The sequence below is a fragment of the Mariniflexile gromovii genome (assembly GCF_017814435.1).
Lineage (GTDB): Bacteria > Bacteroidota > Bacteroidia > Flavobacteriales > Flavobacteriaceae > Mariniflexile > Mariniflexile gromovii.
Genome location: NZ_JAGJCB010000001.1, coordinates 276,845 through 302,781 on the forward strand (window position 1 = coordinate 276,845; position 25,937 = coordinate 302,781).

Below are 25,937 nucleotides of genomic sequence, written 5' to 3' on the forward strand. Positions count from 1 at the left end.
TTTACTAACTAAAAACCAATTAAACATGACAAATTTTAAAGAAAAACCACCTGTTTGGTTTTGGATTGTGAGTGCTATTGCACTTTTATGGAACGCCATGGGCGTAAATCATTATTTAGGACAAGCCTACCAAACCGAAAGTTGGCGTGCCGCCTTAACAGACGAACAATTTGAGATAATTTCTAATTTCCCAACTTGGGTAACTGCTGCTTTTGCCATAGCTGTTTTTGCTGGTGCCTTAGGTTCCTTATGTCTTTTACTAAGAAAAAAATGGGCATATTCACTTTTGCTGGTTTCATTAATAGCTGTGATTGTACAAATGGGCTATATTTTAAGTCAAGGCCATGCGGATAATATTGGAATGACCATTAGTATTATTGTGTTTTCAGTCTTTTTGGTGTGGTTTTCTAAAAAATCAATTGCAAAAGGTTGGATTTCTTGAGTTTGATTATAATAGTTGAAAAAGGCTTTAGAAATTCTAAAGCCTTTTTAATTTATTTATGTCTGCTTTTTAATTCAGCTTCAATATCTTTTAACGTAAATCCTTTTGCCTGTAAAAGCATTAGGTAGTGGAACAGTAAATCTGCTGACTCGTAAAGGAATAACTCGTCATTGTTGTCCATAGCTTCAATAACCGTTTCAACAGCCTCCTCGCCTACTTTCTGAGCAATTTTATTAATGCCTTTTGAAAACAAACTTGCCACATATGATTTGTTGGTGTCTTTATGGGCAACACGTTCTGCAATAATGTTTTCTAAAGTTGATAAAAAACTATAATTAGGCGTATTAGCTTCTCCCCAGCAATTATCAGTTCCTTTATGGCAGGTTGGTCCGACAGGATTTACTTGTATTAAAAGCGTATCGTTATCGCAATCATTTTTAATATCTACTAGATTTAAAAAATTGCCACTTTCTTCGCCTTTTGTCCATAAACGTTGTTTGGTTCGGCTAAAAAAAGTAACCTGTTTGGTTTCTAGGGTTTTTTTATAAGCTTCTTCATTCATATACCCCAACATCAACACGTTTTTTGTTGTGGCATCTTGAATAATGGCGGGAACGAGTCCGTTAGTATCGTATTTAATATTCATAATTTTTGTCATTCCTGCAAAGGCAGGAATCTATTTATTAATAACTTTTATAGTGGATTCCTGCCTTTGCAGGAATGACAAACTACAATCGTACTTCTATATGCTGTTTTTTTAGTTCTTTTTTTAAGTCCGGAATAGGAATTTCACCAAAATGAAATACGCTTGCTGCCAAGGCCGCATCCGCTTTTCCTTCTTTAAAGGTATCCACAAAATGCTGTACATTTCCTGCGCCTCCCGAAGCTATAATTGGGATGTTCAATAATTCCGATAATTTAGCTAATGCTTCATTGGCAAATCCGTTTTTGGTACCATCATGATCCATAGAAGTGAACAGTATTTCGCCTGCACCACGTTCTTCAACTTCTTTTGCCCATTCAAATAAATCGATATCCGTTGGAATACTTCCGCCAGCTAAATGCACTTTCCAATGGCCATCTATTTGTTTCGCATCAATAGCAACTACTACACATTGGCTTCCAAATTTGTTGGCGAGTTCGTTCACTAAATCGGGACGTTTAACTGCCGATGAGTTGATAGAAACTTTATCCGCTCCACATTTCAAAAGCGCATCTACATGTTCAACAGACGAAATACCACCACCAACAGTAAACGGGATATTCACTTGTTCTGCTACATGCATTACCATATCCAAAGTAGTAGCACGTGCTTCTAAAGTAGCTGAAATATCTAAAAACACCAATTCATCTGCACCTACGTTAGCGTACTGTTTAGCTAATTCAACAGGATCGCCAGCATCTCGTAAATCCACGAAATTAACACCTTTTACCGTGCGTCCGTTTTTAATGTCTAAACAGGGAATAATTCTTTTTGTTAACATCTTTCAAAGTTAAAAGTTAAAAGTTAAAAGTTGATTTTATTCTCTACTTTTTACTTCTAATATTTGATATTGTACTTATTATTTTATACAAATTTTTCTAATTGCTTTAGTGTTATTCTATTTTCATAAATAGCCTTTCCAATAATAACACCTTCACAACCAATTTCTTTTAGTACTGGTAATTCTTCAATAGTTGAAATACCTCCAGAAGCAATAAGTTTTATGGATTGACCGTTGCTACTATTGGTGCATTCTGAAATGATTTCTTTGTACAATTCTACTGAAGGACCTTCAAGCATACCATCTTTAGAAATATCGGTACAAATAACGTACTGGATACTTTTCTTTTGATAGCCTTTTATAAACGGGATTACATCTTCTTTACTTTGTTCCATCCAACCACTAATGGATACTTTTCCAGCATCACTATCGGCACCCAAAATAATTTTAGCGGCTCCGTATTTTGATATCCAACCTTCAAAAGTTTGAGGATCTTTAACCGCAATACTGCCTCCTGTGATTTGTTTTGCGCCAGAATTGAACGCGATATGCAAATCTTCATTGGTTTTTAAGCCACCTCCAAAATCAATTTTAAGATTGGTTTTGGATGAAATTTGCTCCAACACTTTATAGTTTACAATATGTTGTGCTTTGGCTCCATCTAAATCTACTAAATGTAAATACTCAATGCCCGCACCTTCAAAAGCTTTTGCTATTTCAAGCGGACTTTCGCTGTATATTTTTTTAGTTCCGTAATCGCCCTTGGTTAAACGAACACATTTCCCTTCTATAATATCTATGGCTGGTATTATTCTCATTATTAATATTTAATATTAAAAGTTAAATATTAGAAGTTACAATCTGTAATAAGATTTGAATTTTCAAACACTAACTTATTTTAAATTATTTCTTTTTGCTGTATTAATTGAAGCAACAGTAATTGCCAATAGTTCTTTTCCTTCTTTTTGAAGTTTTATAATTTCATCTGAATGTTCAGAAAGTATTCTTCAAAAACTTCTAACCAATGTACACTTTCATCTACTTCTTCTTCAACTATTTTTAGTTTATATATGAAATCACTTGTCGATTTTGCTCTCTGAGAAGCTCGATAATTAGCACCAACAGAACTAGAACTTCTAATTAATTGATTGACAAACGCATTATATTCACGAGATTTAGGAACTTTAAAACAAAACTTCCAACAATCTATTCCAAATCGTTTAGTTCTTTCTATCAGTTCATTTCTCATTTTAAAACTTTTAATATCTAACTTTTAACTTCTAAGTTTAAAAAGTTCTTCAAAATTTTCTCTCCCGCTAAACTACTCTTTTCTGGGTGAAATTGTACACCGTAAAAGTTATTATGTTGTAATGCCGAAGCGTAATTTATGCCATAATCGGTAGTAGCGATGGTTTCATTGCAATGCTCTGCATAATAACTGTGCACTAAATACATGTACTCGTTTTCTTTGATGCCCTTAAACAGTTCCGATTTTAGATCTTTGATAACGTTCCAACCCATTTGTGGCACTTTTACATGATTATCAAAACGTTTTACTTTGGTTTTAAAAACACCCAATCCGGTTGTATGGCCTTCTTCGGTGTATTTACACAGTAATTGCATGCCCAAACAAATGCCTAAAACAGGTTGTTTTAATTGTGGAATCAATACATCTAACCCCGTTTCTTTAAGCATGCTCATTGCAGAACTTGCTTCACCTACTCCTGGGAAAATGATTTTATCGGCAGCTAAAATTTCTTCTGGATTATCGGATAAAACAGCATCAATTCCCAAACGTTTGAATGCGAATTGTATACTTTTTATGTTTCCTGCGCCGTAATCAATTATTATTAGTTTCAATTTTTTAATATTAAAAGTTAGATATTGGAAGTTGAAAGTTGATTATCATTTCAAAACTTTAACTTCTAATATTTAATATTGTACTTTACAATACTCCTTTCGTACTTGGTAAAAACATTTTGTTCGAATCTCTTTTTACCGCCATTTTCATAGCTTTTGCAAAGGCTTTAAAAATACCTTCTATTTTGTGATGCTCATTGGTGCCTTCTGCTTTGATATTTAAATTGCATTTAGCACCATCGGTAAATGATTTAAATAAGTGATAGAACATTTCTGTTGGCATATCCCCTATTTTTTCGCGTTTGAACTCGGCATCCCATTCCAACCAATTCCTTCCGCCAAAATCTACAGCTACTTGTGCTAAACAATCGTCCATTGGCAAGCAAAAACCGTAGCGTTCAATACCCAACTTGTTGCCTAATGCTTTATTGAACAGTTCACCAAAAGCAATCATGGTGTCTTCTATGGTGTGATGTTCATCAACTTCTAAATCGCCATCCACTTTTATGGTTAAATCCATGGCACCGTGGCGACCAATTTGATCTAACATATGGTCGAAAAACGATAAACCTGTACTAATGTCATTCTTCCCAGAACCATCCAGATTCAACTTTATATAGATTTTTGTTTCGTTGGTATTGCGTGTAATTTCCGCTACACGATCTTTCAACTTCAAAAATTCATATATTTCTTTCCAATCGGTAGTTGTTAAAGCTATAGCACTTAAAATATCTTGTTTAGAAGTTTCGATTTCATCAGCACCTAATTCTGGGTTTTCAGATAAATAAATACCTTTCGCACCTAAATTTTTTGCCAACTCCATATCGGTAATTCTATCACCTAACACAAAGGAGTTTGCTAAATCATAATCTTCTGAAAAGTATTTAGTCAACAAACCTGTGCGTGGTTTTCGTGTAGGTGCATTTTCATGCGGAAATGTTTTATCTATATGAATATCAGCAAACACGACTCCTTCTTTCTCAAAGGCATTGATGATTTTGTTCTGCGCTGGCCAAAAAGTATCTTCAGGAAATGAAGAGGTTCCTAAACCATCTTGATTGGTAACCATAACCAATTCGTAATCTAATTCAGCAGCTATTTTAGCCATATATTGGAACACTTTGGGGTAGAATTCCAGTTTTTCCAAACTATCCAATTGGTAATCAACAGGTGGCTCTAAAACCAAGGTGCCATCGCGGTCTATAAATAATACTTTTTTCATAACAATACAATAATACCTACAAGGTTTTTAAACCTTGCAGGATATTAATTAAAATTTTATTTTCTTTTGGTGTTCCAACCGTTAAACGCAAGGTATTTTCACATCCTGGTTGGGTCGTTCTATTACGAATAACAATACCTTTTTCAATAAGTTGATTATAGCGTTTGTTGGCATCATCCACTTTTACCAATACAAAATTAGCATCGGTTGGGTATATTTTTGAAATATAACTGATAGATTTCAATTCTGAAATTAAAGCACTGCGTTCCTTTAAAATATCGGCTATTTGATTGGTTGCCAAATCTTTGATATTCAACAATTCAATAGCTTTATTCTGTGTTAATTCGTTGATGTTGTAAGGCGGTTTGATGGTATTTAAAACCGTAATAATCTCTGTGGAAGCATAACAAATTCCTAATCTAATACCTGCCATAGCGTAGGCTTTTGATAAGGTTTGGGATACAATTAAATTAGGATATTGGTCTAATTTGGAAACCCAACTTTCCGCGTTTGAAAAATCGATATACGCTTCATCAATAACGACGATGCCTTTAAAATTACTCACCAAGGTTTTAATAGCTTCTGTTGTAAAACTGTTTCCTGATGGATTATTTGGCGAACAAATAAAAAGCACTTTACTATTTGCGTCTGCAGTGTTTAAAATTTCTTCAACTTTTGGTTGAAAATCTGCATCCAAATTTACTTTTTTGATACCGATAGCATTCAAATTTGCCAACACTTCATACATACCATATGTTGGTGGTAAAATAACAATGTTATCTTGGTTTGGTTCACAAAAGGCCCTGAAAATAAGGTCCAACACTTCATCGCTGCCATTTCCTAAAAGGATATTTTTTGCTGAAATGCCTTTAATTTCCGAAAGCATGGCTTTCAATTTTCCTTGTTGTGGATCGGGATACCGGTTTACGCCATTTTCAAACGGATTTTCATTAGCATCTAAAAACACCATGTTATCGGTCACTCCTTGAAATTCATCACGAGCAGATGAATAAGGTTTTAAGGCCTTTATAGTTGGACGTATTAAATTTTGTATGTTCATGTTAATTAGTCTGAGACCTGCCAGGTTTTGAAAACCTAGCAGGTCTTTCAAATTATATTAATTTTTTAAATCCTTTAATCGAATGGAAACCGCATTTTTATGAGCCTGTAATCCTTCGGCTTCTGCCATCAACTCAATGGTTTCACCAATATTCAAAATACCTTCTTTTGATATTTTTTGAAACGTCATACTTTTTGAAAAACTATCTAAATTCACTCCAGAATAGGCTTTACTAAATCCATTTGTTGGCAAGGTATGATTAGTTCCAGAAGCATAATCGCCTGCACTTTCAGGCGTAAAGTCACCTATAAAAACAGAACCAGCATTCGCTATATTATCAATATAAAAATCTTCATTTTTAGAACAAATAATAAAATGCTCTGGGCCATATTCATTTATCAATTCCAAAGCTATTGCATCATTTTCAACGTAAATAAGTTTAGAATTTGCTATAGCTTTTTCAGCAATTGCTTTACGCGGAAGCACGTTTAGTTGACTTTCCACTTCCTTTGAAACTTTTACAATCAAATCTTTTGATGTTGCTACCAAAATAACCTGACTATCTGTACCGTGTTCAGCTTGACTTAACAAATCGGATGCAATGTATGAAGCATTCGCGGTTTCATCAGCAACTACCAATAATTCACTAGGGCCTGCAGGCATATCGATAGCTACGCCGTATTTGGTAGCTAATTGTTTTGCAACGGTTACATATTGGTTTCCAGGGCCGAAAATTTTATAAACTTGTGGAATGGTTTCTGTTCCAAAGGTTAATGCAGCAATCGCTTGGATGCCACCCACTTTTATAATTTTTGTTACCCCACATAACTGTGCCGCAAAAAGAATTTCAGGGGCTAATTTGCCCTGTTTGTTTGGTGGCGAACATAATACAATTTCTTTACAACCCGCTATTTGTGCCGGAACAGCTAACATTAAAACGGTTGAAAATAAAGGTGCTGTACCTCCTGGAATGTACAAGCCTACTTTTTGTATCGGGCGTTTTTCTTGCCAACATTGTACTCCTGTTGTGGTTTCAACGGCTATCCTATTTGTTTTTTGTGCCTTGTGAAATACTTCTATATTTTGTTTTGCCTGTTTTATGGCATTTTGAAGTTTTTCAGGAACTTTTTTAATAGTTTTTTGAATTTCTTCAATAGAAACAATATTTGATTCCAAATCAACACCATCAAATTGTAAAGTGTATTTTTTTATGGCTTCATCACCTTTCTGACGAATGTCATCAAAAATTTGAATAACCGTCGCTTCAATATCACCAACTGTTTGTGTAGGGCGTTTTAGAATGTCCGGCCAATCTTTTTTATTTGGTCTATTAATTATTTGCATCTTCTTTATTGTTGAACCGTTGAATCGTTTCATTGCTTTAATCGTTAATAAATAAACACATCAACGATTAAACAAATAAACTTTTTTAAAGCACCATTTTTTCGATAGGACATACCAAAATACCTTGGGCACCTCGCGCTTTTAAGTCGTCTATAACATCCCAAAACTGATTTTTACTAATAACCGAGTGGATGGAACTCCAACCCTCTTCAGCTAATGGTAAAACAGTTGGGCTCTTCATCCCTGGTAAAACACTTATAATGTCTTTTACTTTATCGTTTGGTGCATTAAGCAATACGTATTTAGAATTTCTTCCTTTTAAAACCGATTTAATTCTGAATTGAATTTTATCTAAAATGGCTTGTTTTTCAGCATCTAAAATGGGTGAAACGGCTAAAACTGCTTCAGATTTTAAAATCATTTCAACCTCCTTTAAATTGTTTTTAAACAAGGTACTTCCGCTTGAAACGATATCTACAATAGCATCTGCCAAACCAATATTTGGTGCAATTTCAACAGAACCATTAATAATATGAAGGTTTGCTTTTATGCCCTTTTCATCCAAATAATTTTGAACGGTGTTTGGGTACGATGTAGCAATGCGTTTGCCATCTAAATCTTTAATGCTTTTATAATCCATTGTTTTAGGCACGGCGATACAAACACGGCATGAAGAAAATCCTAGTTTCTCAGCAATGTTAATACCGCTACCTTTTTCAATCAATACGTTTTCGCCAATAATGGCAGCATCAACAACCCCATCTTTTAAATATTGGGGAATATCGCCATTTCTTAAATAGAAAACTTCAACAGGAAAATCCCGTGCCGAGGCTTTTAATTGATCGATACCATTATCGATAGAAATACCAATATCTTTTAGTAATTCCATGGATTCGTCGTGTAAACGACCTGATTTTTGTACTGCAATTCTTAATACACTCATTGTCTTGTTTTTATGAGTTTGAAACAATCTAGTTGGACTTAAAAATTAAAAACCCGCTTGATTGTCTCAAACGGGTTTATAAAAATATGTTGATTTTATTCAATACATCTTCACTTCGCTTGAGAGCAAATTTGAAAATGATGATGATGAGATTGAATAAAGTTCATTTTTTTGTTTTTACTTTCGCAAATATCATAAATTATAGTGGATTATTCCAAATAAAAACAACAAATCTTATAAGTATTAGATATTATATATTTTTAAGTAAAAATAATTAGCTAAAATTCAAAATATCTTTAAAATTTCTGAATTATTTAGTCAGCTTTCTTATTGGTTTCCTAAAATTATAGGTAAACCACTATCGCCAGAACCGATAACAATTACTTTGCTATTTGGAGATTCGGCTAATTTCATAGTAGCATCAATACCTTTATCTTGCAATATCTTGTCAGTTAATGAAGCACTTAATATTCTGTTTGATTCTGCTTTACCTTCAGCTTCAATAATTACTTTTTCAGCTTCTTTAGATGCTGTAACCAATCTGAACTCATATTCTAATGATTCTTGTTCTTGTTTCAACTTACGCTCTATCGCATCTTTAATTGTTGATGGTAATGTTACATCGCGCACCAAAACTTCATTCAATTGGATGTATTGAGGCTCAACTATTTTTTTTGTCTCTTCAAAAATTTCTTGCTGAATAGCATCTCTTTTACTTGAATATAATTGTTCGGGAGTATAACGTCCCACAACACTACGTGCAGCCGAACGTATAGCAGGTAACAACACACGCTCTACATACATTTCACTTTTTTCTTGATGTAACTTTCCTAAATCTACAAAATTAGGTTGAAACCAAATAGATGCTTCTAATTTGATATCTAATCCGTTTGAAGATAAAACATTCATTTTTTCTAGCATTTCTTGCTGACGTACTTCATAAATAAAAACCTTGTTCCAAGGTGCTACTATATGAAAACCCTCTCCCAAAGCAGGTTCATCAATAACAACTCCTTCTCCAAAGGTTCTAAACAATACACCTGCTTGACCTGAGCCAATAGTTACTGCTGATTTTGTAAGTAAAACAATTAGTATGATTGCACCAATAATTATTGGGAATGCCACTTTTGGTAATTTTTCCATTTCTATTTTTATTTATATTAATCCGTTATATTTTCTTAAAAACCACTCTAAAGACAAGCATAAAGCGATGATGATGAGTAGATATTTCCAATCTATCAAAGGTAAGCTATTTTTATGTCTTTTTTGTATGGTTGCGAATCTACTATCGTTTAATAGACTTTCCACTAAAGTCTCTGTATTGTTTATGAAAAAACTTTTTCCTTGGCTATTGCTAGCTAATTGTTCCAATTTTGTAACATCAGCATTTAAAAATTGTTGTTCTACGTTATATTCTAAAATTTTAAAATTGCCAGATTTTGATATGTTTTCTTTTGAAGCACTAACTGTAAATTCGTAATCGGAAGCTGGCAAGCTACTTAAATCTACTTGATAATTTGTGTTATTTAAAATTAAAGGAAACTTTTTCGTTTCGTTTGAATCCTTATTTTTTACTGTGATATTAAGGGTTTCACGAGTATCAAAAACATAATTTTTATCAAAAAATTCAGCTTTAATAATAACATTGGTATTGCCATTGTAAAATGATACGTATTCTAAATTCAGTCTACTTTTTTGTTTGTTTGAAGCTGTGTATTGAATAAGCTTACCTATAAAATTATCAAAAGCATGAAACGATTTATTGTTTAAATAACTTTGTGCGCGCCATTGCCAAATATTTTCACCAAACAAAACCGCTTCTCGCCTACCAACAGTTTCAAAAGTTGCCAATAAGGGCTCTTTTTTTGAAATGCCATGAATCGTTTTATCCAAAATAGTTTCAACAGGAACGGTAAATGATGTGGTTCCGTAATTGGAATTTAACGGTGGGAACGATTCAAAATCAATATCATCAACAATAAACGGCGCATAATTTTTGTTTAATTCAGCTTGATAATTTTCTGTTTGACCTGTTATTTCGTGGGTAAATGTTTTGTTGATTTTATTTAGAAAATTCAAATCGGTTTTTGTTCCAATAATAGTAAATTTATTCTTATTTTCTGAATTTAAAACTTCATACAGTTTATTAAATTTATTATTTGGTTGATACAAAATAACTAATTGAAAATCTTTTATTTGATTTAAAATTTCATTTGAATTTAAAATGAATACGGAGCGTTGTTCGTTACTTTCAATACTCTTTTTTATAGCACCTAAATCTGGGTGAATAACATCGCTTACTAATGCTATTTTGGTTTTTTGGTCAATAACTTCAATAGCAAAATTTTTAAAGTTGTTGATGGTGTTTTTTTCATTACCCAAGGGTTCCAACAAAGCCTTATAAGCGTGTACCCCAACCGTATTTGCAGGCAAATTAAAGTTTAAAACTTTGGAATTATTCTGCTTTGTAAAGTTTATAGTTTCAGAATACACAACCGTATTACCATTTATAACCACAAACCTAGAGTTTACACTTGTGCTGCCATTGTAAACCAATATAGTTTCAACCGGAAACTGGTTTTTTAAATAGGCATACTTGTTTACGTTTAGCTGCTGAATTTTTAAATCGGTATGTTTTATGGTATCTCCTAAAATTACAGGATATATTGGTTGTTTGTAGCTCGTATAATCAAACTCATAATTATTACCGTAAGTTTGATTGCCATCGGAAATCAAAATAGTTGGTGAAATAGATTGCTTATAAATTTGACTTAACTGACTGAAAGCATCTTCTATATTGGTTTGATTTTCGGCGAATGTTGTACTATCAGAAGCTTTTAACCTATCGCCAAAAGTATAGGTTTCAATATTGAATTTCGTATTTAAGTCTTTATTGTTTTTTAATTTTTCAACTAAAGATTTAGAGTTGGCATCTTGATTTAGGTATTTTATAGAACTAGAATTATCAACCGCAAGCACCAAATTAGGCTTTATGGTGGAAAGCGTGATTTGTTCCAGCTTAGGATTGATGAGCAATAATAAAACAGAAAAAACAGTTAAAAACCTTAAAAACAAAAAAAGCATGTTCAGTTTTGACATGCTTTTTTTGTTGAATTTATACTGAAATCCTGCTATGAATAAAGCTGTAATTCCTGCTAAAATTATATATACTAAAGTTTCTGTTTGCATTTACGATTGACGATTTTTTTGATTGACGATTTTATAAATTCTAAAATCGTAATTCGTAAATCTTAACTAGGTTAACATTCCTCCATCAACATTTAGCGTTTGTCCTGTAACATAGGCACTCATATCGCTTGCTAAAAACACACATACATTCGCTACATCTTCTGGAGTGCCGCCGCGTTTTAACGGGATTCCTGCTCTCCATCCTTTTACTACTTCTTCATCTAATTTAGCGGTCATTTCGGTTTCAATAAAACCTGGAGCAACTACGTTGCTACGGATATTTCTAGAACCTAATTCTAAGGCCACCGATTTTGAAAAACCTATAATTCCAGCTTTAGAAGCAGCGTAATTGGTTTGTCCTGCATTTCCTTTTACACCTACTACCGAACTCATATTGATAATAGAGCCTTTGCGTTGTTTTAGCATGGTTTTTTGAACTGCTTTCGTCATGTTGAAAACCGATTTCAAGTTCACTTCTATAACAGTATCAAAATCTTCTTCAGTAATACGCATTAATAAATTATCTTTAGTAATACCAGCATTGTTTACCAATACATCGATGCTACCAAATTCTGCAACCACATCATCTGCTAATTTTTGGGCTTCATCAAAGCTAGCTGCATTACTTTTATATCCTTTAGCTTTTACGCCTTGGGCAATTAATTCTTTTTCAAGTTCGTTAGCAGCCTCAACAGAACTACTATATGTAAACGCAACATTAGCGCCTTGTGCAGCAAAAATTTGGGCGATACCTCTACCTATACCTCTACTGGCACCTGTAATGATGGCTGTTTTTCCTTCTAATAATTTCATTATTTTATTGTATAAATTAATTGACTTTCAAATATAGTAATTACAAATTGTATGAAATAAAAAAAACATCACAAATTCTTGTGATGTTTTTTGGAAGAAATTTAATACTTTAATTAGATGCTTTAAATTTAACATCCACCATACCAATAAAGTAGGTATTTGAGCCTAATGACGGCATGAGTTGGTTTATGTTATTCCCAGTACTCGATCCAGAATTTGTAATTAAAACATCTCCGATTTCTACAGGGAAAATCGTATTTCCCGAATCATTAAACGTATAAAAATTATTAGTATTGACTGATACAAAGTATGCCACACCAGACTGAATGTTGATAGGGTCTATTTCTTCATAAGATAACAATCCTGATGTAGATGTTATATATTTTGTAACTAAAACCTCTTCGGTATCTGCATTAAATAGAGTAACTCGGTATTCACCGTTGTTAGGTATTCTAATCCCTAGCGAAGTAATACTGCCACTTTTAAAAGTTTTGAACCTATAACCAACTTCCTTTATAAATTCCCAATCCACCATTGTGTTTTGTAATCCTATATAACCACTCTCTATTAACGATTTCATTGGATATTGCGAAGGGATTTCAGTAATAATATCATCATCTTTTTTAGAACAACTGCTAAGAACAATAGCCAAAAGCAATAAGGCTTTAATAAGTTTTTGAGCTTTCATGATTTCTTGTTTTAATGATTTATACTATTATATCCATTAAGTCAAAATTTTGTTACCCTTATTATATAAAAAAAACCGTTAACTAATAATTAGCTAACGGTTTATATTTTGTGGCATTTATGTATTATTATCCTAATACTTCAGCTACTTTTTTACCTATTTCAGCAGGAGAATCCACAACGTGAATGCCACATGCTCTCATAATCTTCTTTTTTGCTTGTGCGGTATCATCACTTCCGCCAACAATAGCACCAGCGTGTCCCATGGTACGTCCAGCAGGAGCAGTTTCTCCAGCAATAAATCCTATAATTGGTTTTTTGCTACCACTTGCTTTATACCAGTGTGCAGCATCAGCTTCCAATTGCCCTCCAATTTCACCAATCATAACAACGGCTTCCGTTTCTGGGTCGTTAATCAATAATTCAACAGCTTCTCTGGTTGTAGTTCCAATAATTGGATCGCCACCAATACCAATAGCTGTTGTGATACCTAAACCTTGTTTTACAACTTGGTCTGCCGCTTCATAAGTTAAAGTTCCTGATTTAGAAACGATACCTACTTTTCCTTTTTTGAAAACGAAACCTGGCATGATACCAACTTTAGCTTCACCTGGGGTGATAACACCTGGACAGTTAGGACCTATTAAACGACAATCTTTATTTTTTATATAATTTGAAGCCGTAATCATATCGGCAACAGGAATACCTTCAGTAATAGTGATAATCACTTTAATACCAGCATCAGCAGCTTCCATAATAGCATCGGCAGCAAATGCAGGTGGTACAAATATAATGGTTGTGTCTGCTCCAACTTGTTCTACAGCATCCTTTACCGTATCGAATACAGGCTTATCTAAATGTGTTTGACCACCTTTTCCTGGGGTAACACCACCTACAACGTTCGTTCCGTATTCAATCATTTGGCTTGCATGAAACGTTCCTTCGCTACCTGTAAAACCTTGAACTATTATTTTTGAATCTTTGTTTACTAAAACACTCATTTTATATTATTTTTTAAATAAAGCTGCACAAAAATACTTTTTTTGCTCATACTTTTAGCAGCATTTAAGATTTATTTTTTAGATTTTATAAACTGTAATATTTCGGGGATTTGCTTGATATTTGCCATTTCTTTCATTTCAGCTCTAGCTTCTTGTGCCGGTGTTCCCCAATAGGTTTTTCCACCTTCTAAAGATTTACTAATACCCGACTGTGCATGCAACACCGCTTTTGCACCAATTGTTACGCCGCTTGTGCAACCTACTTGTCCCCAAAAAGTGACTTCATCTTCAACCACAACACAACCTGCAATACCAACTTGCGATGCAATTAAGCATTTTCTACCAATAATGGTATCATGCCCAATTTGAATTTGATTGTCTAATTTAGAACCTTCTTTTATGGTGGTGTCTCCCGTAACACCTCTGTCTATGGTACAATTTGCACCTATATCTACATGGTCTTCAATAACTACACGACCACAAGACTTTAACCTATCAAAACCTTCAGGTCGTTTCTTGTAATAAAATGCATTTGCTCCTAAAACAGTTCCAGAATGAATGGTTACGTTGTTGCCAATAACGGCATCATCATAAATACTTACGTTTGCATGAATGATGCAGTTTTCGCCAATTACCACATTGTGCCCTATAAAACAATTGGGTTGGATTACTGAATTAGCGCCAATTACAGCAGAATCGGAAATACTGCTAGTAGCAACATTAAAAGGTTTGAAATAGTCGGTTAACTTATTGAAATCCCTAAAAGGATCATCACTAATCAATAACGCTTTTCCTTCAGGGCAATCAACTTCCTTATTTATTAAAATAATAGTAGCAGCTGAATTTAATGCCTTGTCATAATACTTGGGGTGGTCTACAAAAACAATATCCCCCGGTTCTACAACATGTATCTCGTTCATTCCTAGCACAGGGAAATCGGTGGTACCAACAAATTCACAATCAATTAATCCTGCAATTTGTTTTAAAGTATGTGGGTTTGGAAACTTCATTTATTTGTTTAGCTGTTAATTCGTTAAGTTGTCAAGTTGTTTTAAAAACAAATAAACACATCAACAAATAAACATATTACTCTTTTACACGTTCTTTGTAAGTCCCTTTTTCGGTTTCTACCTTAATTTTATCACCTTCGTTTATAAACAGTGGCACGTTTACTATAGCTCCTGTTTCAACCGTTGCTGGTTTTGTAGCATTTGTTGCTGTATTACCTTTTACTCCTGGCTCGGTTGCAGTAACTTCTAAAATAACACTTGCAGGCATTTCAACAGAAAGTGGCATATTGTCTTCAGCGTTAATAATTACCGTAACTACCTCACCTTCTTTCATTAAACCGGGATTATCTAAAGCCGATTCCCTAAGTTGAATTTGGGTGTAATCTTCGGTGTTCATGAAGTGATAATATTCACCATCATTGTATAAAAATTGGAATTTATGGGTTTCAACACGTACATCTTCCAATTTATGACCTGCAGAAAAGGTGTTATCCAACACTTTCCCGTTAGTTACACTCTTCATTTTCGTTCTAACAAACGCAGGTCCTTTACCTGGTTTTACGTGTAAAAATTCTATGATTTTATAGATGTCGTTATTATACCTAATACATAATCCGTTTCTAATATCACTTGTAGTTGCCATTTATTTTTTATTGTTTATTTGTATTTTACTAAGTCGTTTGTTGATTGTGTATATAATAAAGTTGATTATTGTTAAGTTGAAAACGACTAAACAACACCACAACAAACAACTTGTTTTTTTAATTTGATTTAAAATACCCCTTCATGATACCACGTTGTGAATCTTTTATAAACTGAAGAATTTCATCACGCTCTGGAGTTGCTTCCATTTCAGCTTCAATAATTTCTGCTGCTTGGGTATTATTGTAGTTTTTCTGATAAAGAATTCTGTATATATTTTGAATTTCCCTGATTTTCTCTGTTGTATAACCACGTCTTCTTAAACCCACCGAATTTATTCCAACATAGGATAAAGGTTCTCTTGCTGCTTTCACAAAAGGAGGAACATCTTTACGAACTAAAGACCCTCCGGTAACAAAAGCATGACTCCCTACAGAAACAAATTGGTGTACCGCTGTCATACCTGCTAAAACCACATAATCGCCAATGGTTATATGCCCAGCCAAAGTACTATTGTTTGAGAAAATACAGTTATTGCCAACAACACAATCGTGCGCAACGTGGCAATATGCCATAATTAAGCAATTGTTGCCAATAACGGTTTTCATTCTATCGGTAGTACCTCGGTTTATGGTAACACATTCTCTAATGGTTACATTATCTCCTATTTCAACGGTGGTTTCTTCGTCGTTATATTTCAAGTCTTGTGGAACAGCTGAAATAACCGAACCAGGGAAAATATTACAATTTTTACCAATACGAGCACCTTCCATAATGGTAACATTACTTCCTATCCAAGTACCTTCACCTATAGTTACATTATTATAAATAGTTGTGAATGGTTCTATTACAACATTTTTTGCAATTTTAGCACCTGGATGCACGTAAGCTAGTGGTTGGTTCATTTTTATGATTTTAATTTTGATAAAGTGGTAAAAATTTATGAGCAATATAAACTTTTCATTTCATAGAAAATTTTAATTATTGCTCGGGTCATTTATTGCCTATTATTTAACTTTAGATATTTGAGCCATAAGTTCTGCTTCTGCACAAAGTTTCCCGTTTGCATACGCGTAACCTTGCATGTGACAAATACCACGACGAATAGGTGTAATTAACGAACATTTAAAAATTAAAGTATCGCCAGGAACTACTTTTTGTTTAAACTTAACATTATCCATTTTCATGAAAAACGTTAAATAATTTTCTGGATCAGGAACCGTATTTAGAACTAATATACCGCCAGTTTGCGCCATAGCTTCAACAATCAATACACCAGGCATTACAGGTGCTCCTGGAAAATGGCCAGCAAAAAACGATTCATTCATGGTCACATTTTTCATAGCAGTTACATGACTTTCTGAAAGTTCAAAAACCTTATCAATCATTAAAAAAGGCTGACGGTGAGGTAACATGGCCATAATTTGATTGACATCCATTAAAGGTGTTTGATTCAAATCTATTTCCGGAACATTGTTACGACGGTCGTTTTTTATAAGTTTTGAAAGTTTTTTAGCAAACTGGGTATTTACAAAATGCCCTGGTTTGTTGGCGATTACTTTACCACGAATTCGGGTTCCCACAAGCGCCAAATCTCCTAAAACATCCAATAGTTTATGTCTTGCCGCTTCATTTGGATAATGTAGTGTAAGATTATCCAAGATACCATTTGGCTTTACTGCAATAGTATCTTTTTTGAAGGCTACTTTAAGTTTTTCCATGGTTTCTGTAGATAATGGTTTATCAACATAAACAATGGCATTGTTTAAATCACCCCCTTTTATCAATCCATTTTGAAGAAGCATTTCTATTTCGTGCAAAAAACTAAAGGTTCTTGCATTAGAAATTTCATCTTTAAAATCTGAAATTTGATTTAAAGTGGCGTTTTGTGTACCTAAAACTTTGGTGCCAAAATCTACCATAGTGGTAATTTGATACTCTTTTGCCGGCATCAACAATATTTCACTTCCTGATTCTTCATCGATATATGAAACAATATCTGTTACAACATATTCTTCTCTAAAATCATCAAGCTCAATAACTCCAGCTTTTTCTATAGCTTCAACAAAAAATTTAGAAGACCCATCCATTATAGGGGGTTCTGAAGCATTCAATTCCACAAGTACATTATCAACATCTAAACCTACCAAAGCCGCCAAGACATGCTCTGAAGTTTGTATAATGACACCGTTTTTTTCTAAACATGTACCACGTTGTGTGTTTGTAACATAGTTGGCATCGGCTTCAATAACGGGCATTCCTTCTAAATCAACACGTTTAAAAGTTAATCCTGAGTTAGCTTCAGCTGGTTTAAAAGTTAATGTTACGTTTTTTCCTGTGTGCAAACCAACGCCTGTTAAAGAAACTTCTTGCTTTATGGTTTTTTGCTTAATTTCAGTAGTTACTATTCCCATTTATTTTTCTCTAAATCATTAATATTTCTAACAATCTTGGGTAAGTTCTTAAAATGAACGTACGATTTATTATAGTCGGTTAAACTAAGTGCTGGTGAACCTTGAAGCACTTCGTTGTCTTTTACATTTCGAGCAATGCCAGATTGCGCTTGAATTTTTACATTATTACCAATAGTAATATGACCCGCAATACCTACTTGCCCCCCAATTTGACAATTACTACCAATTTTGGTTGAACCAGCAACACCAGATTGTGCAGCTATAACAGTGTTCCTACCAATTTCAACATTATGGGCTATTTGGATATGATTATCCAATTTGGCTCCTTCACGAATAATGGTTGATCCCATGGTAGCTCTATCAATAGTAGTGGCTGCACCAATATCTACATAATCTTCAATGATAACATTTCCTGTTTGCGGAATTTTATTATATCCTCCATTTTCATTCGGTGCAAAACCAAATCCATCTGCACCAATAATAACACCGGAATTGATAACACAGGTTGCTCCAATAATGGTTTCAGAATATATTTTTGCTCCAGAAAAAATAATGGTATTATCACCAATAACTACGTTTTCACCAATATATGTATTTGGAAATATTTTCACGTTATTTCCTATTTTAACATGGTCACTAATGTATGAAAAAGCACCAATATAAACAGCATCGCCATAACTGGCAGATTCTGAAATGAAGGAAGGTTGTTCTATACCAACTTTATTAAGTTTAATGGCACTGTAATATTCAAGGATTTTGGAAAATGCCAAATAAGCATCATCAACTTTAATCAAGGTTGTTTTTACAGAATTTTCAGGAACAAAAGTTTTATTTACAATAGTAATTGAAGCTTGGGTACTATATATATGTGGTGTGTATTTAGGATTTGCTAAAAACGTTAAAGAGCCTTCAAAACCTTCTTCAATTTTAGAAAGTTTAGACACTTCTGCATCTGGATTTCCAACCACGTCTCCTTCTAAAATCCCTGCTATTTGTTGTGCCGTAAATTTCACACTTTAGAGTTTATTGTTTTTTTAGTTTGTTTGGCAAAAATAGGAAAAATGTACTTAACTTTTTCAAATGATGTTTCTTATTGTTAACCACTCAATTACAATTACTTAAAGAATAAATTAAATAATTGTTAATAAATTATTCAACAGTTACCTCTTTAGGGTAACATATATAATACTTAGTTACTGGTTTGGATAATGCCTTTAAATTAAGCTGATCGGATGCTTTAACAATGTCTTCAACTTTACCAGATTTATGCAAAATATTGATGCCTTTATGATTGTTTTGGTATGCTTGATTTGAAATACTGCCCGTAAAAACAAAATATTTTGCTTCAGCTTCTGTAATGCCATGTTTTGCAATTAATCCAACGATATGTTTTTGTAAATCCTTTTCTTGAATGGGTTTCTTTTTTAATTTGATGGTTAATAAATTTCTGTTAATTATCATTTCACACAAATTACTTAGCACAAAATCAGCATGGAATTGCCAATGTTTCATGGCCGAAATAATATCATAATCATCCAATTGAGAAAACACATCCAACGCTTTTTTATTAAAATCATCTATAGAAATTTTATTCTCTAAAAAATACAAAAGCGGTTTACTGGCTTCTAATGCATGGTTACTGTTGTGCAGTTCTTTAGCACGTTTCAATACTCTAATTAATAATTGCTCAGCGGCCAACCCTGTTTTATGCAAATACACTTGCCAATACATAAAACGCCTAGCGATTAGGAATTTTTCAACACTATAAATTCCTTTTTCTTCTACAACCAATTCATCGTTTACAACGCTTAACATAGTAATTAAACGTTCACTATTTACATTGCCTTCAGCAACACCCGTATAAAAACTATCGCGTTTTAAATAATCGGCTCTATCCATGTCGAACTGGCCCGAAATAAGTTGGCACATAAACTTTTTGGGGTATTCGCCTTTAAAAATTTGGATGGCAAGCGTTAAACTTCCGTTAAATTCTTCATTCAAACGCTCCATAAAAAGCAGTGAAATTTGCTCGTGAGACACGTTTTCAACAATACTGTGCTCCATGGCATGCGAGAAAGGACCATGACCTATATCATGCAATAAAATGGCTGCATACAGGCCTATTTCTTCTTCATTGGAAATTGTAACACCCTTAAAACGAAGCACATTAACCGCTTTTTGCATTAAGTACACGCAACCAATGGCATGATGAAATCGCGTATGATGGGCTCCTGGATATACTAAATATGACATACCCATTTGTGTAATCCTTCTTAATCGTTGAAAATACTTATGCTGTATTAAATCGAAAATAAGAGAATTTGGAATCGTAATAAATCCGTAAATTGGGTCGTTTAATATTTTAAGTTTGTTCAAACTTTAAAAGTTAAGGTTTAATGGACACAAATATAATTATATACCTTATATATATAAGGCTACACTAATAACAAATTCTAATTAAAACATATAAATGAATACAATAAAAATACTTTGGGTAGATGATGAAATTGATTTATTGAAACCACATATATTATTTTTACAACAGCGAAACTACACTGTAACTACCTGTAAAAGTGGTACCGAAGCCATTGAAACTCTTGATAGTGAAAATTTTGACATTGTTTTTTTAGATGAAAATATGCCTGGGCTAACCGGACTTGAAACTTTAAATGAAATAAAGGAGAAGCAAGACAATCTTCCCGTAGTGATGATAACTAAGAGTGAGGAAGAATATATAATGGAAGAAGCCATTGGCAATAAAATTGCGGATTATCTTATAAAACCCGTAAACCCAAATCAAATTCTTTTAAGTTTAAAGAAGAATTTAGACCATTCTAGGCTTGTTTCAGAAAAAACAACGTCCAATTATCAACAAGAATTTAGAAAAATAGCTTTGGATTTGTCTATGGTAAATTCGTATGATGAATGGGTAAGCCTTTACCAAAAGCTAATATATTGGGAAATTCAGCTAGAAAATATTGAGGATGCTGGCATGTTTGAAATATTGGAATCTCAAAAAATTGAAGCAAACATACAGTTTGGCAAGTACATTGAAAAAAATTATGCGAAATGGTTTCAGCAAAATACCGAAGCCCCCATCATGTCGCACACACTTTTTAAAGAAAAAGTTGTTCCCGAATTAAGTAAAGAGCAACCCACTCTATTAGTTGTTGTTGATAATTTAAGGTACGACCAATGGAAGGTTTTTGAGCCAATAATAAACAATCACTACAAAAAAGAAAAAGAAAATGCCTTTTTCAGCATTTTACCAACGGCAACACAGTATGCTAGAAATGCCATTTTTTCTGGTTTGATGCCCAGTGAAATGGAAAAGCTTTTTCCTCAATTTTGGAAAAACGATACCGATGAAGGTGGAAAAAATCTACATGAAGAAGATTTTTTAAATACACAATTAAAACGCCTTGGGTTAAACCATTTAACAACTGAATTTCATAAAATAACGAACCTTAAAGCAGGAAAAAAACTTGCAGAAAACTTCAGATCTTTAAAAAACAACGACTTAACAATTATTGTTTATAATTTTGTAGATATGCTTTCGCATTCAAAAACAGAAATGGAAGTTGTTAAAGAATTGGCTTCAAATGATAAAGCATATCGATCGTTAACCTTAAGCTGGTTTAAAAATTCACCGCTTTTAGAAATGATTCAGCAAGCGCAACAACTAGGATTTAAACTCATATTAACTACCGATCATGGCACAATAAATGTTAAAAATCCCTCAAAAGTTATTGGGGATAGAGATACCAGTTTAAATTTGCGTTACAAAACAGGCAGAAGCCTAACTTATGAAAGTAAAGAGGTTTTGGTTTTTAAAGATCCTAAAGAGGTGCATTTACCGTCCATTAATATGAGTAGTTCGTATATATTTGCAAAAAGCGACTTATTTTTTGCATACCCAAACAATTACAATCATTACGTGAGTTATTTTAGAAACACATATCAACATGGTGGTGTTTCATTAGAAGAAATGATTATTCCTTTTGTGGTTTTTAATCCTAAATAATCTATATAATACAAAAAACACCGATAAAATGCATAGATTATTAGTTTATTTTATTTTTAATTTGTAACATTGCTAACAAAATGACACAAAGTTGGAAACAAACTATCAACTGATTGATTTAGATGCTGTTGTTGAGCAGCTAATAAAAAATTTAAAAACAAAAACCATATTGTTTAATGGGGATATGGGTATTGGTAAAACTACATTAATAAAAACTTTAGTAAAGAAATTAGGTAGTAATGACGAAGTTAGCAGCCCTACATTCTCTATAGTCAATGAGTATGAATTACAAGATGATAAAATATTTCATTTTGATTTATATAGAATAAAAAATTTAGATGAAGCTTATAATTTAGGTATTGAAGATTATTTAGATTCTGGTCACTGGATTTTAATTGAATGGCCAAATATTATTAAACCAATATTAAATAATAATTTTGACATTATAAATTTGAAGCTTGAAAACGAAAACAGTAGAAAATTAACCATACAAAACGAATATTAACCAACAAAATATAGTAAACAAACAAAAAATGTTATGAATTTTAAACTTTTACGGAAAACCCGTAATGATGAATTCAAAAAAACCATGTTTTTAACATATTTTTAACATTTAGACACATTTCTCAATATATGCTTTAGTTAAATTTGGGGTATTAATTAATTAAATCCCTTATAAAAATGAAAACTAAAAACTATTTAATTGCAATCGCATTATTCGGAGGAATGTTGTTTACAGTTTGTGCAGCTAACACATTAAACTTAGATGGAACAACAACAGCAAAAGTTGACAAAACAAAAATCAAAGTTCCTCAAAACGGATAAAAAAAGCTTAATAGTAGGCAGTATTGTTGCTACTTTAATAGCTATAACGCCCTATTTATTTTATTTGTATGAAAGTGTTCCAGATACTCCTGTATGGAACACTTTTTTATTTACTTACACTAGTTATAATTATCAAAGTGCCAATGTAGCTATGTGGATTCTAACAAGTAAAGCCATTCCTCTGTTATTGTTATTAATATGGTTCTTCACCTGTAGACACTGGTGGTATCATGTTTTGCTCGTACCAATATCAATGTATATTTTTCAAGTGTTTGGATTGATAAATGGAGACTCCAGATATCTAGACGAATTCCAATTAATTTACATGATTCCTGTTATGGCCGTTATAATTCCATCAATATATCTTGTTAAAGCTCGGATTTTTAACCAAATAAACGAGGCTTCAAAATCCATGGAAGAATTAGAAGAAGAATTTAAAATGTCTCCAAAAAACTTTTGGCAAAGAATAAAACAATACTTTTAATTATTTTTTGGTATTCAACCTTTCTCGTTCTTCTAAATCTATTTCTTTTTGATTGTTTTTTATATTTGAGTTTCCAAACTTATAATTAAAACCAAAAGTTAATAACCTATTTTCCATTCTAGAGTTTTGGTACACATCTTGGTTTAAATATTTAGTTGAACTAGTGAAATTTTTAGTATTAAAAACATCTGCTAAACCAATATTGATGCTTGCCCGGTTCTTAAAAAGTGTTTTCCTAAAATTAATATCCAACCCGTGTCTATTACTAATTTGTTCTGGACCAACTAATAACGGTGAAATATATAAATAAGCAATATCGGCAGTTAAGCTTTCATCATTTAAAAAGGAAAAATAATTAATAATATTTCCATATAAGGACCATTTATCAACTTTGGTTAACTCATTATTACTTTCTAAAGCATAAAAGTTGTTTTCATAATAAAATAGTGATGATAATACATATAAACTCCATCGGTTAGCAATTTTGGTATAAGTAGTAAAATCCAAACCGTAAGAAATACTATTATCAATATTAGTATTAATGTGCTTTAATTTTCTTTCATCATTGTCTTGAAAAGTAATTTCTAATGTTGGGTTGTTTTCATTTCTATAATAAACCTCAAAAGTGTAATCTTTATTAAATGTATAGCCTAGGGTAAACACATCATCTATTTGGGGTTTCAATTCTGGGTCACCGGTTATGTATGCATTATCATTTAAAAAATATTTAAAAGGGTTCAATTCACTATACCTAGGGCGGTATATACGCCTGTTGTAATTAAAATACAAGTCATTATTTTCATTTAGCTTGTTCAATACAAACAAAGACGGAAAAAGTTTTATGTAAGCTTTATTGTTTATGTTATTGGTAGATAGTGAATTACCTTTCACATCAGTATATTCTGCACGCACACCAGATTTCAAACTCCAATGTTCCCAATCTTTTGAATAACTGGCATAAAAAGCATAATTAAATTCATCGTAAAAAAAGATATCCGAATTTTCTATGTCTATTGTTTTTTCTTCATTTTCAAAAACATATTGATCTAAAACACTTTTAGAATTAATATTAGATACTTTAGCTCCTGTTTCAAATTTTGAAGTGTCATTTATGGGTAGTTCATAATCTACTTGCCCTGTATATAATTGAATTAGTTGTCTTGAATATGTTTGAAAATTGTTATTTCTAAAAGCTAAAGATTCAGAAGGCAAAAAATAACCTGTTTTAACATCTTGAAAACTCGAAAAATCGTAATTGGTATGATGGGCACTTACTATTAGTTTCTCGCCCTCTTTTTTGAATTTATGAATATAATCAAGCGTAAAAGCCATATTGAATTTCTCGTCTACTAATTTATTTGTAGTGTTAAAAGTAGAGTCTAAAACATGGTTTACATTATAAACCTCTGTTAAAGAATTTACAGAAGTTTTAGTATTATCTCTTGGTGCAGCTAATATACTTGTTGAAAATCCTAATGTGTTTTTTTCATTGAGCTCGTAATCAATATTCGCATTTAAATTATGGTTAGAAGTTTCTCGAGTTCTTTTGTAGTCTGTTTCCCAGGTTGAAGTGATTTCATCATTTTCAATAAAATTGATAAATTCGTTATTATGTCTATAATCTTTTCTAGGGCTGACACTATAATTTATATAGGTATTTAATTTTTCTGTTTTAAAAAAATGACTCGTGCCAAATGAATATTTTGGATATTCACTACCCTGCATGTAATTACCAAAAACACTACCATTGTATCCTGCTATAATATTTTTACTAGTAACAATATTAATAACCGCACCTCCCTCCGCTTCATATTTTGCAGGCGGATTTGTAATAACTTCAATAGACTTTATACTGTTAGCCGATGTTCCTTCTAAAAGTTGTTGTACTTCGGTTGCTGATAAATGCACTTTTCTGTCATTAATATATATTGTTGGAGTACTGTGCTTTACCGTAATTTCTCCATCTTGCACTAAAACACCAGGTGTATGTTTTAATACATCGAGTACATTGCTATTGGATAGTGTAGAGTTTTCAACATTAAAAACCAATCGATCTACCATTCGTTTAACCGTTGGCCGTTTAGCAACCACAGTTATGCCTTCTATGTTTTCAAATTTTTCTTTAAGAACAATAATACCTAGGTCTGTTGTTTTATCAAAATTAATTGTGATTTTATTTTCTTCAAAACCTAAATAACTTACGGTTAGAACGTAATTATTTGGTTTTAAGTTTTTAAACTGAAAAACACCATCTTCATTGGTTGTTGTTCCATCAACAACAACGAGGTTATCAGCACTATATAAAACAATATTTGAAAAAGTTACTGGAACATTATTCTCATCTACAACATTTCCAGTTAAAACAAAATTTTGCGCAAAACTTAATAAAGTTGATGCGTAAATAAGATAGGTTAATAATCTTTTAAACATAAATTAACTTTGGTCTATAAAAATATACTAATTACTATTCATCTACTTTCTTTTTTTAGGTTT

26 protein-coding genes are annotated in these 25,937 nt (G+C 32.6%); 5 read left to right on the forward strand and 21 right to left on the reverse strand.

The genetic code is table 11. The annotated features are described in order from the left end of the window. The first annotated feature begins 25 nt into the window (after positions 1-25). Entirely contained in the window at positions 26-442 is a 417-nt protein-coding gene (locus tag J8H85_RS01195; protein WP_209651835.1) for a hypothetical protein, read from the forward strand. 52 nt (positions 443-494) lie between these two features. Here J8H85_RS01195 and hisIE read toward each other — a convergent pair whose 3' ends face one another. The 20 genes from hisIE to J8H85_RS01295 all read right to left on the reverse strand — a co-directional run bounded on the left by hisIE (position 495) and on the right by J8H85_RS01295 (position 20,487). Next, on the reverse strand, positions 495-1,088 hold the full coding sequence (gene hisIE / locus J8H85_RS01200) for a bifunctional phosphoribosyl-AMP cyclohydrolase/phosphoribosyl-ATP diphosphatase HisIE (RefSeq protein WP_209651836.1): 594 nt from the start codon (positions 1,086-1,088) through the stop codon (positions 495-497). A gap of 82 nt (positions 1,089-1,170) precedes the next feature. Beyond that, positions 1,171-1,926 (reverse strand): imidazole glycerol phosphate synthase subunit HisF, encoded by a 756-nt coding sequence (hisF, locus tag J8H85_RS01205; protein ID WP_209651838.1) that lies wholly within the window; start codon positions 1,924-1,926, stop codon positions 1,171-1,173. Positions 1,927-2,009: 83 nt separating this feature from the next. Then, positions 2,010-2,744: a 1-(5-phosphoribosyl)-5-[(5-phosphoribosylamino)methylideneamino]imidazole-4-carboxamide isomerase gene (gene hisA / locus J8H85_RS01210; protein WP_209651840.1), complete on the reverse strand. Its 735-nt coding sequence runs from the start codon at positions 2,742-2,744 to the stop codon at positions 2,010-2,012. A gap of 155 nt (positions 2,745-2,899) precedes the next feature. After that, the gene (locus tag J8H85_RS01215) at positions 2,900-3,175 is read right to left on the reverse strand and encodes a four helix bundle protein (RefSeq protein WP_245243704.1); all 276 of its coding nucleotides are present in this window, start codon (positions 3,173-3,175) and stop codon (positions 2,900-2,902) included. Positions 3,176-3,192: 17 nt separating this feature from the next. Further along, complete coding sequence (hisH, locus tag J8H85_RS01220) at positions 3,193-3,786, reverse strand: imidazole glycerol phosphate synthase subunit HisH (RefSeq protein ID WP_209651841.1); 594 nt, start codon at positions 3,784-3,786, stop codon at positions 3,193-3,195. Positions 3,787-3,871: 85 nt separating this feature from the next. After that, on the reverse strand, positions 3,872-5,008 hold the full coding sequence (hisB, locus tag J8H85_RS01225; protein WP_209651843.1) for a bifunctional histidinol-phosphatase/imidazoleglycerol-phosphate dehydratase HisB: 1,137 nt from the start codon (positions 5,006-5,008) through the stop codon (positions 3,872-3,874). A 16-nt stretch (positions 5,009-5,024) separates the two neighbouring features. Further along, positions 5,025-6,068, reverse strand: a complete 1,044-nt coding sequence (gene hisC, locus J8H85_RS01230; RefSeq protein WP_209651845.1) for a histidinol-phosphate transaminase — start codon at positions 6,066-6,068, stop codon at positions 5,025-5,027. 57 nt (positions 6,069-6,125) lie between these two features. Beyond that, on the reverse strand, positions 6,126-7,412 hold the full coding sequence (gene hisD, locus J8H85_RS01235; RefSeq protein WP_209651847.1) for a histidinol dehydrogenase: 1,287 nt from the start codon (positions 7,410-7,412) through the stop codon (positions 6,126-6,128). Positions 7,413-7,497: 85 nt separating this feature from the next. Then, positions 7,498-8,355, reverse strand: a complete 858-nt coding sequence (hisG, locus tag J8H85_RS01240) for an ATP phosphoribosyltransferase (protein WP_209651849.1) — start codon at positions 8,353-8,355, stop codon at positions 7,498-7,500. A gap of 327 nt (positions 8,356-8,682) precedes the next feature. Beyond that, positions 8,683-9,498 (reverse strand): prohibitin family protein, encoded by an 816-nt coding sequence (locus tag J8H85_RS01245; protein ID WP_209651851.1) that lies wholly within the window; start codon positions 9,496-9,498, stop codon positions 8,683-8,685. 12 nt (positions 9,499-9,510) lie between these two features. Then, positions 9,511-11,544, reverse strand: coding sequence for a VWA domain-containing protein (locus J8H85_RS01250; RefSeq protein ID WP_209651853.1), 2,034 nt, complete (start codon positions 11,542-11,544; stop codon positions 9,511-9,513). A 66-nt stretch (positions 11,545-11,610) separates the two neighbouring features. Then, positions 11,611-12,357 carry a 3-oxoacyl-[acyl-carrier-protein] reductase gene (gene fabG, locus J8H85_RS01255; protein WP_209651855.1) on the reverse strand — a complete coding sequence of 249 codons (747 nt, stop codon included), beginning with the start codon at positions 12,355-12,357 and terminating at the stop codon, positions 11,611-11,613. A 109-nt stretch (positions 12,358-12,466) separates the two neighbouring features. Continuing rightward, positions 12,467-13,045: a DUF4082 domain-containing protein gene (locus J8H85_RS01260; protein WP_209651857.1), complete on the reverse strand. Its 579-nt coding sequence runs from the start codon at positions 13,043-13,045 to the stop codon at positions 12,467-12,469. Positions 13,046-13,172: 127 nt separating this feature from the next. Continuing rightward, complete coding sequence (gene sucD / locus J8H85_RS01265) at positions 13,173-14,045, reverse strand: succinate--CoA ligase subunit alpha (protein ID WP_209651859.1); 873 nt, start codon at positions 14,043-14,045, stop codon at positions 13,173-13,175. 71 nt (positions 14,046-14,116) lie between these two features. Continuing rightward, positions 14,117-15,055, reverse strand: coding sequence for a UDP-3-O-(3-hydroxymyristoyl)glucosamine N-acyltransferase (locus J8H85_RS01270; protein WP_209651861.1), 939 nt, complete (start codon positions 15,053-15,055; stop codon positions 14,117-14,119). A gap of 76 nt (positions 15,056-15,131) precedes the next feature. After that, positions 15,132-15,698: an elongation factor P gene (efp, locus tag J8H85_RS01275; RefSeq protein ID WP_209651863.1), complete on the reverse strand. Its 567-nt coding sequence runs from the start codon at positions 15,696-15,698 to the stop codon at positions 15,132-15,134. Positions 15,699-15,816: 118 nt separating this feature from the next. Further along, positions 15,817-16,602 carry an acyl-ACP--UDP-N-acetylglucosamine O-acyltransferase gene (lpxA, locus tag J8H85_RS01280; RefSeq protein ID WP_209651865.1) on the reverse strand — a complete coding sequence of 262 codons (786 nt, stop codon included), beginning with the start codon at positions 16,600-16,602 and terminating at the stop codon, positions 15,817-15,819. Positions 16,603-16,704: 102 nt separating this feature from the next. Continuing rightward, on the reverse strand, positions 16,705-18,111 hold the full coding sequence (locus tag J8H85_RS01285) for a bifunctional UDP-3-O-[3-hydroxymyristoyl] N-acetylglucosamine deacetylase/3-hydroxyacyl-ACP dehydratase (RefSeq protein WP_209651866.1): 1,407 nt from the start codon (positions 18,109-18,111) through the stop codon (positions 16,705-16,707). Beyond that, the gene (gene lpxD / locus J8H85_RS01290) at positions 18,102-19,124 is read right to left on the reverse strand and encodes a UDP-3-O-(3-hydroxymyristoyl)glucosamine N-acyltransferase (protein ID WP_209651868.1); all 1,023 of its coding nucleotides are present in this window, start codon (positions 19,122-19,124) and stop codon (positions 18,102-18,104) included. Before lpxD ends, J8H85_RS01285 begins: the two co-directional genes overlap by 10 nt. A gap of 136 nt (positions 19,125-19,260) precedes the next feature. Beyond that, positions 19,261-20,487, reverse strand: a complete 1,227-nt coding sequence (locus J8H85_RS01295) for an HD domain-containing protein (RefSeq protein ID WP_209651870.1) — start codon at positions 20,485-20,487, stop codon at positions 19,261-19,263. A 94-nt stretch (positions 20,488-20,581) separates the two neighbouring features. On the opposite strand from J8H85_RS01295, the gene porX reads away from it, so the two are divergent. From porX to J8H85_RS01315, 4 genes are all read left to right on the forward strand, one after another. Next, complete coding sequence (gene porX, locus J8H85_RS01300; RefSeq protein WP_209651872.1) at positions 20,582-22,135, forward strand: T9SS response regulator signal transducer PorX; 1,554 nt, start codon at positions 20,582-20,584, stop codon at positions 22,133-22,135. A gap of 91 nt (positions 22,136-22,226) precedes the next feature. After that, complete coding sequence (gene tsaE / locus J8H85_RS01305) at positions 22,227-22,640, forward strand: tRNA (adenosine(37)-N6)-threonylcarbamoyltransferase complex ATPase subunit type 1 TsaE (RefSeq protein WP_209651873.1); 414 nt, start codon at positions 22,227-22,229, stop codon at positions 22,638-22,640. Between the two features lie 176 nt (positions 22,641-22,816). Then, entirely contained in the window at positions 22,817-22,960 is a 144-nt protein-coding gene (locus tag J8H85_RS01310) for a hypothetical protein (RefSeq protein ID WP_209651875.1), read from the forward strand. Then, positions 22,923-23,444, forward strand: coding sequence for a hypothetical protein (locus J8H85_RS01315; RefSeq protein ID WP_245243705.1), 522 nt, complete (start codon positions 22,923-22,925; stop codon positions 23,442-23,444). The genes J8H85_RS01310 and J8H85_RS01315 overlap by 38 nt, the downstream gene beginning before the upstream one ends. On the opposite strand, the gene J8H85_RS01320 is transcribed toward J8H85_RS01315, so the two are convergent. Further along, positions 23,445-25,874: an outer membrane beta-barrel family protein gene (locus J8H85_RS01320; RefSeq protein ID WP_209651879.1), complete on the reverse strand. Its 2,430-nt coding sequence runs from the start codon at positions 25,872-25,874 to the stop codon at positions 23,445-23,447. Positions 25,875-25,937: the final 63 nt, after the last annotated feature.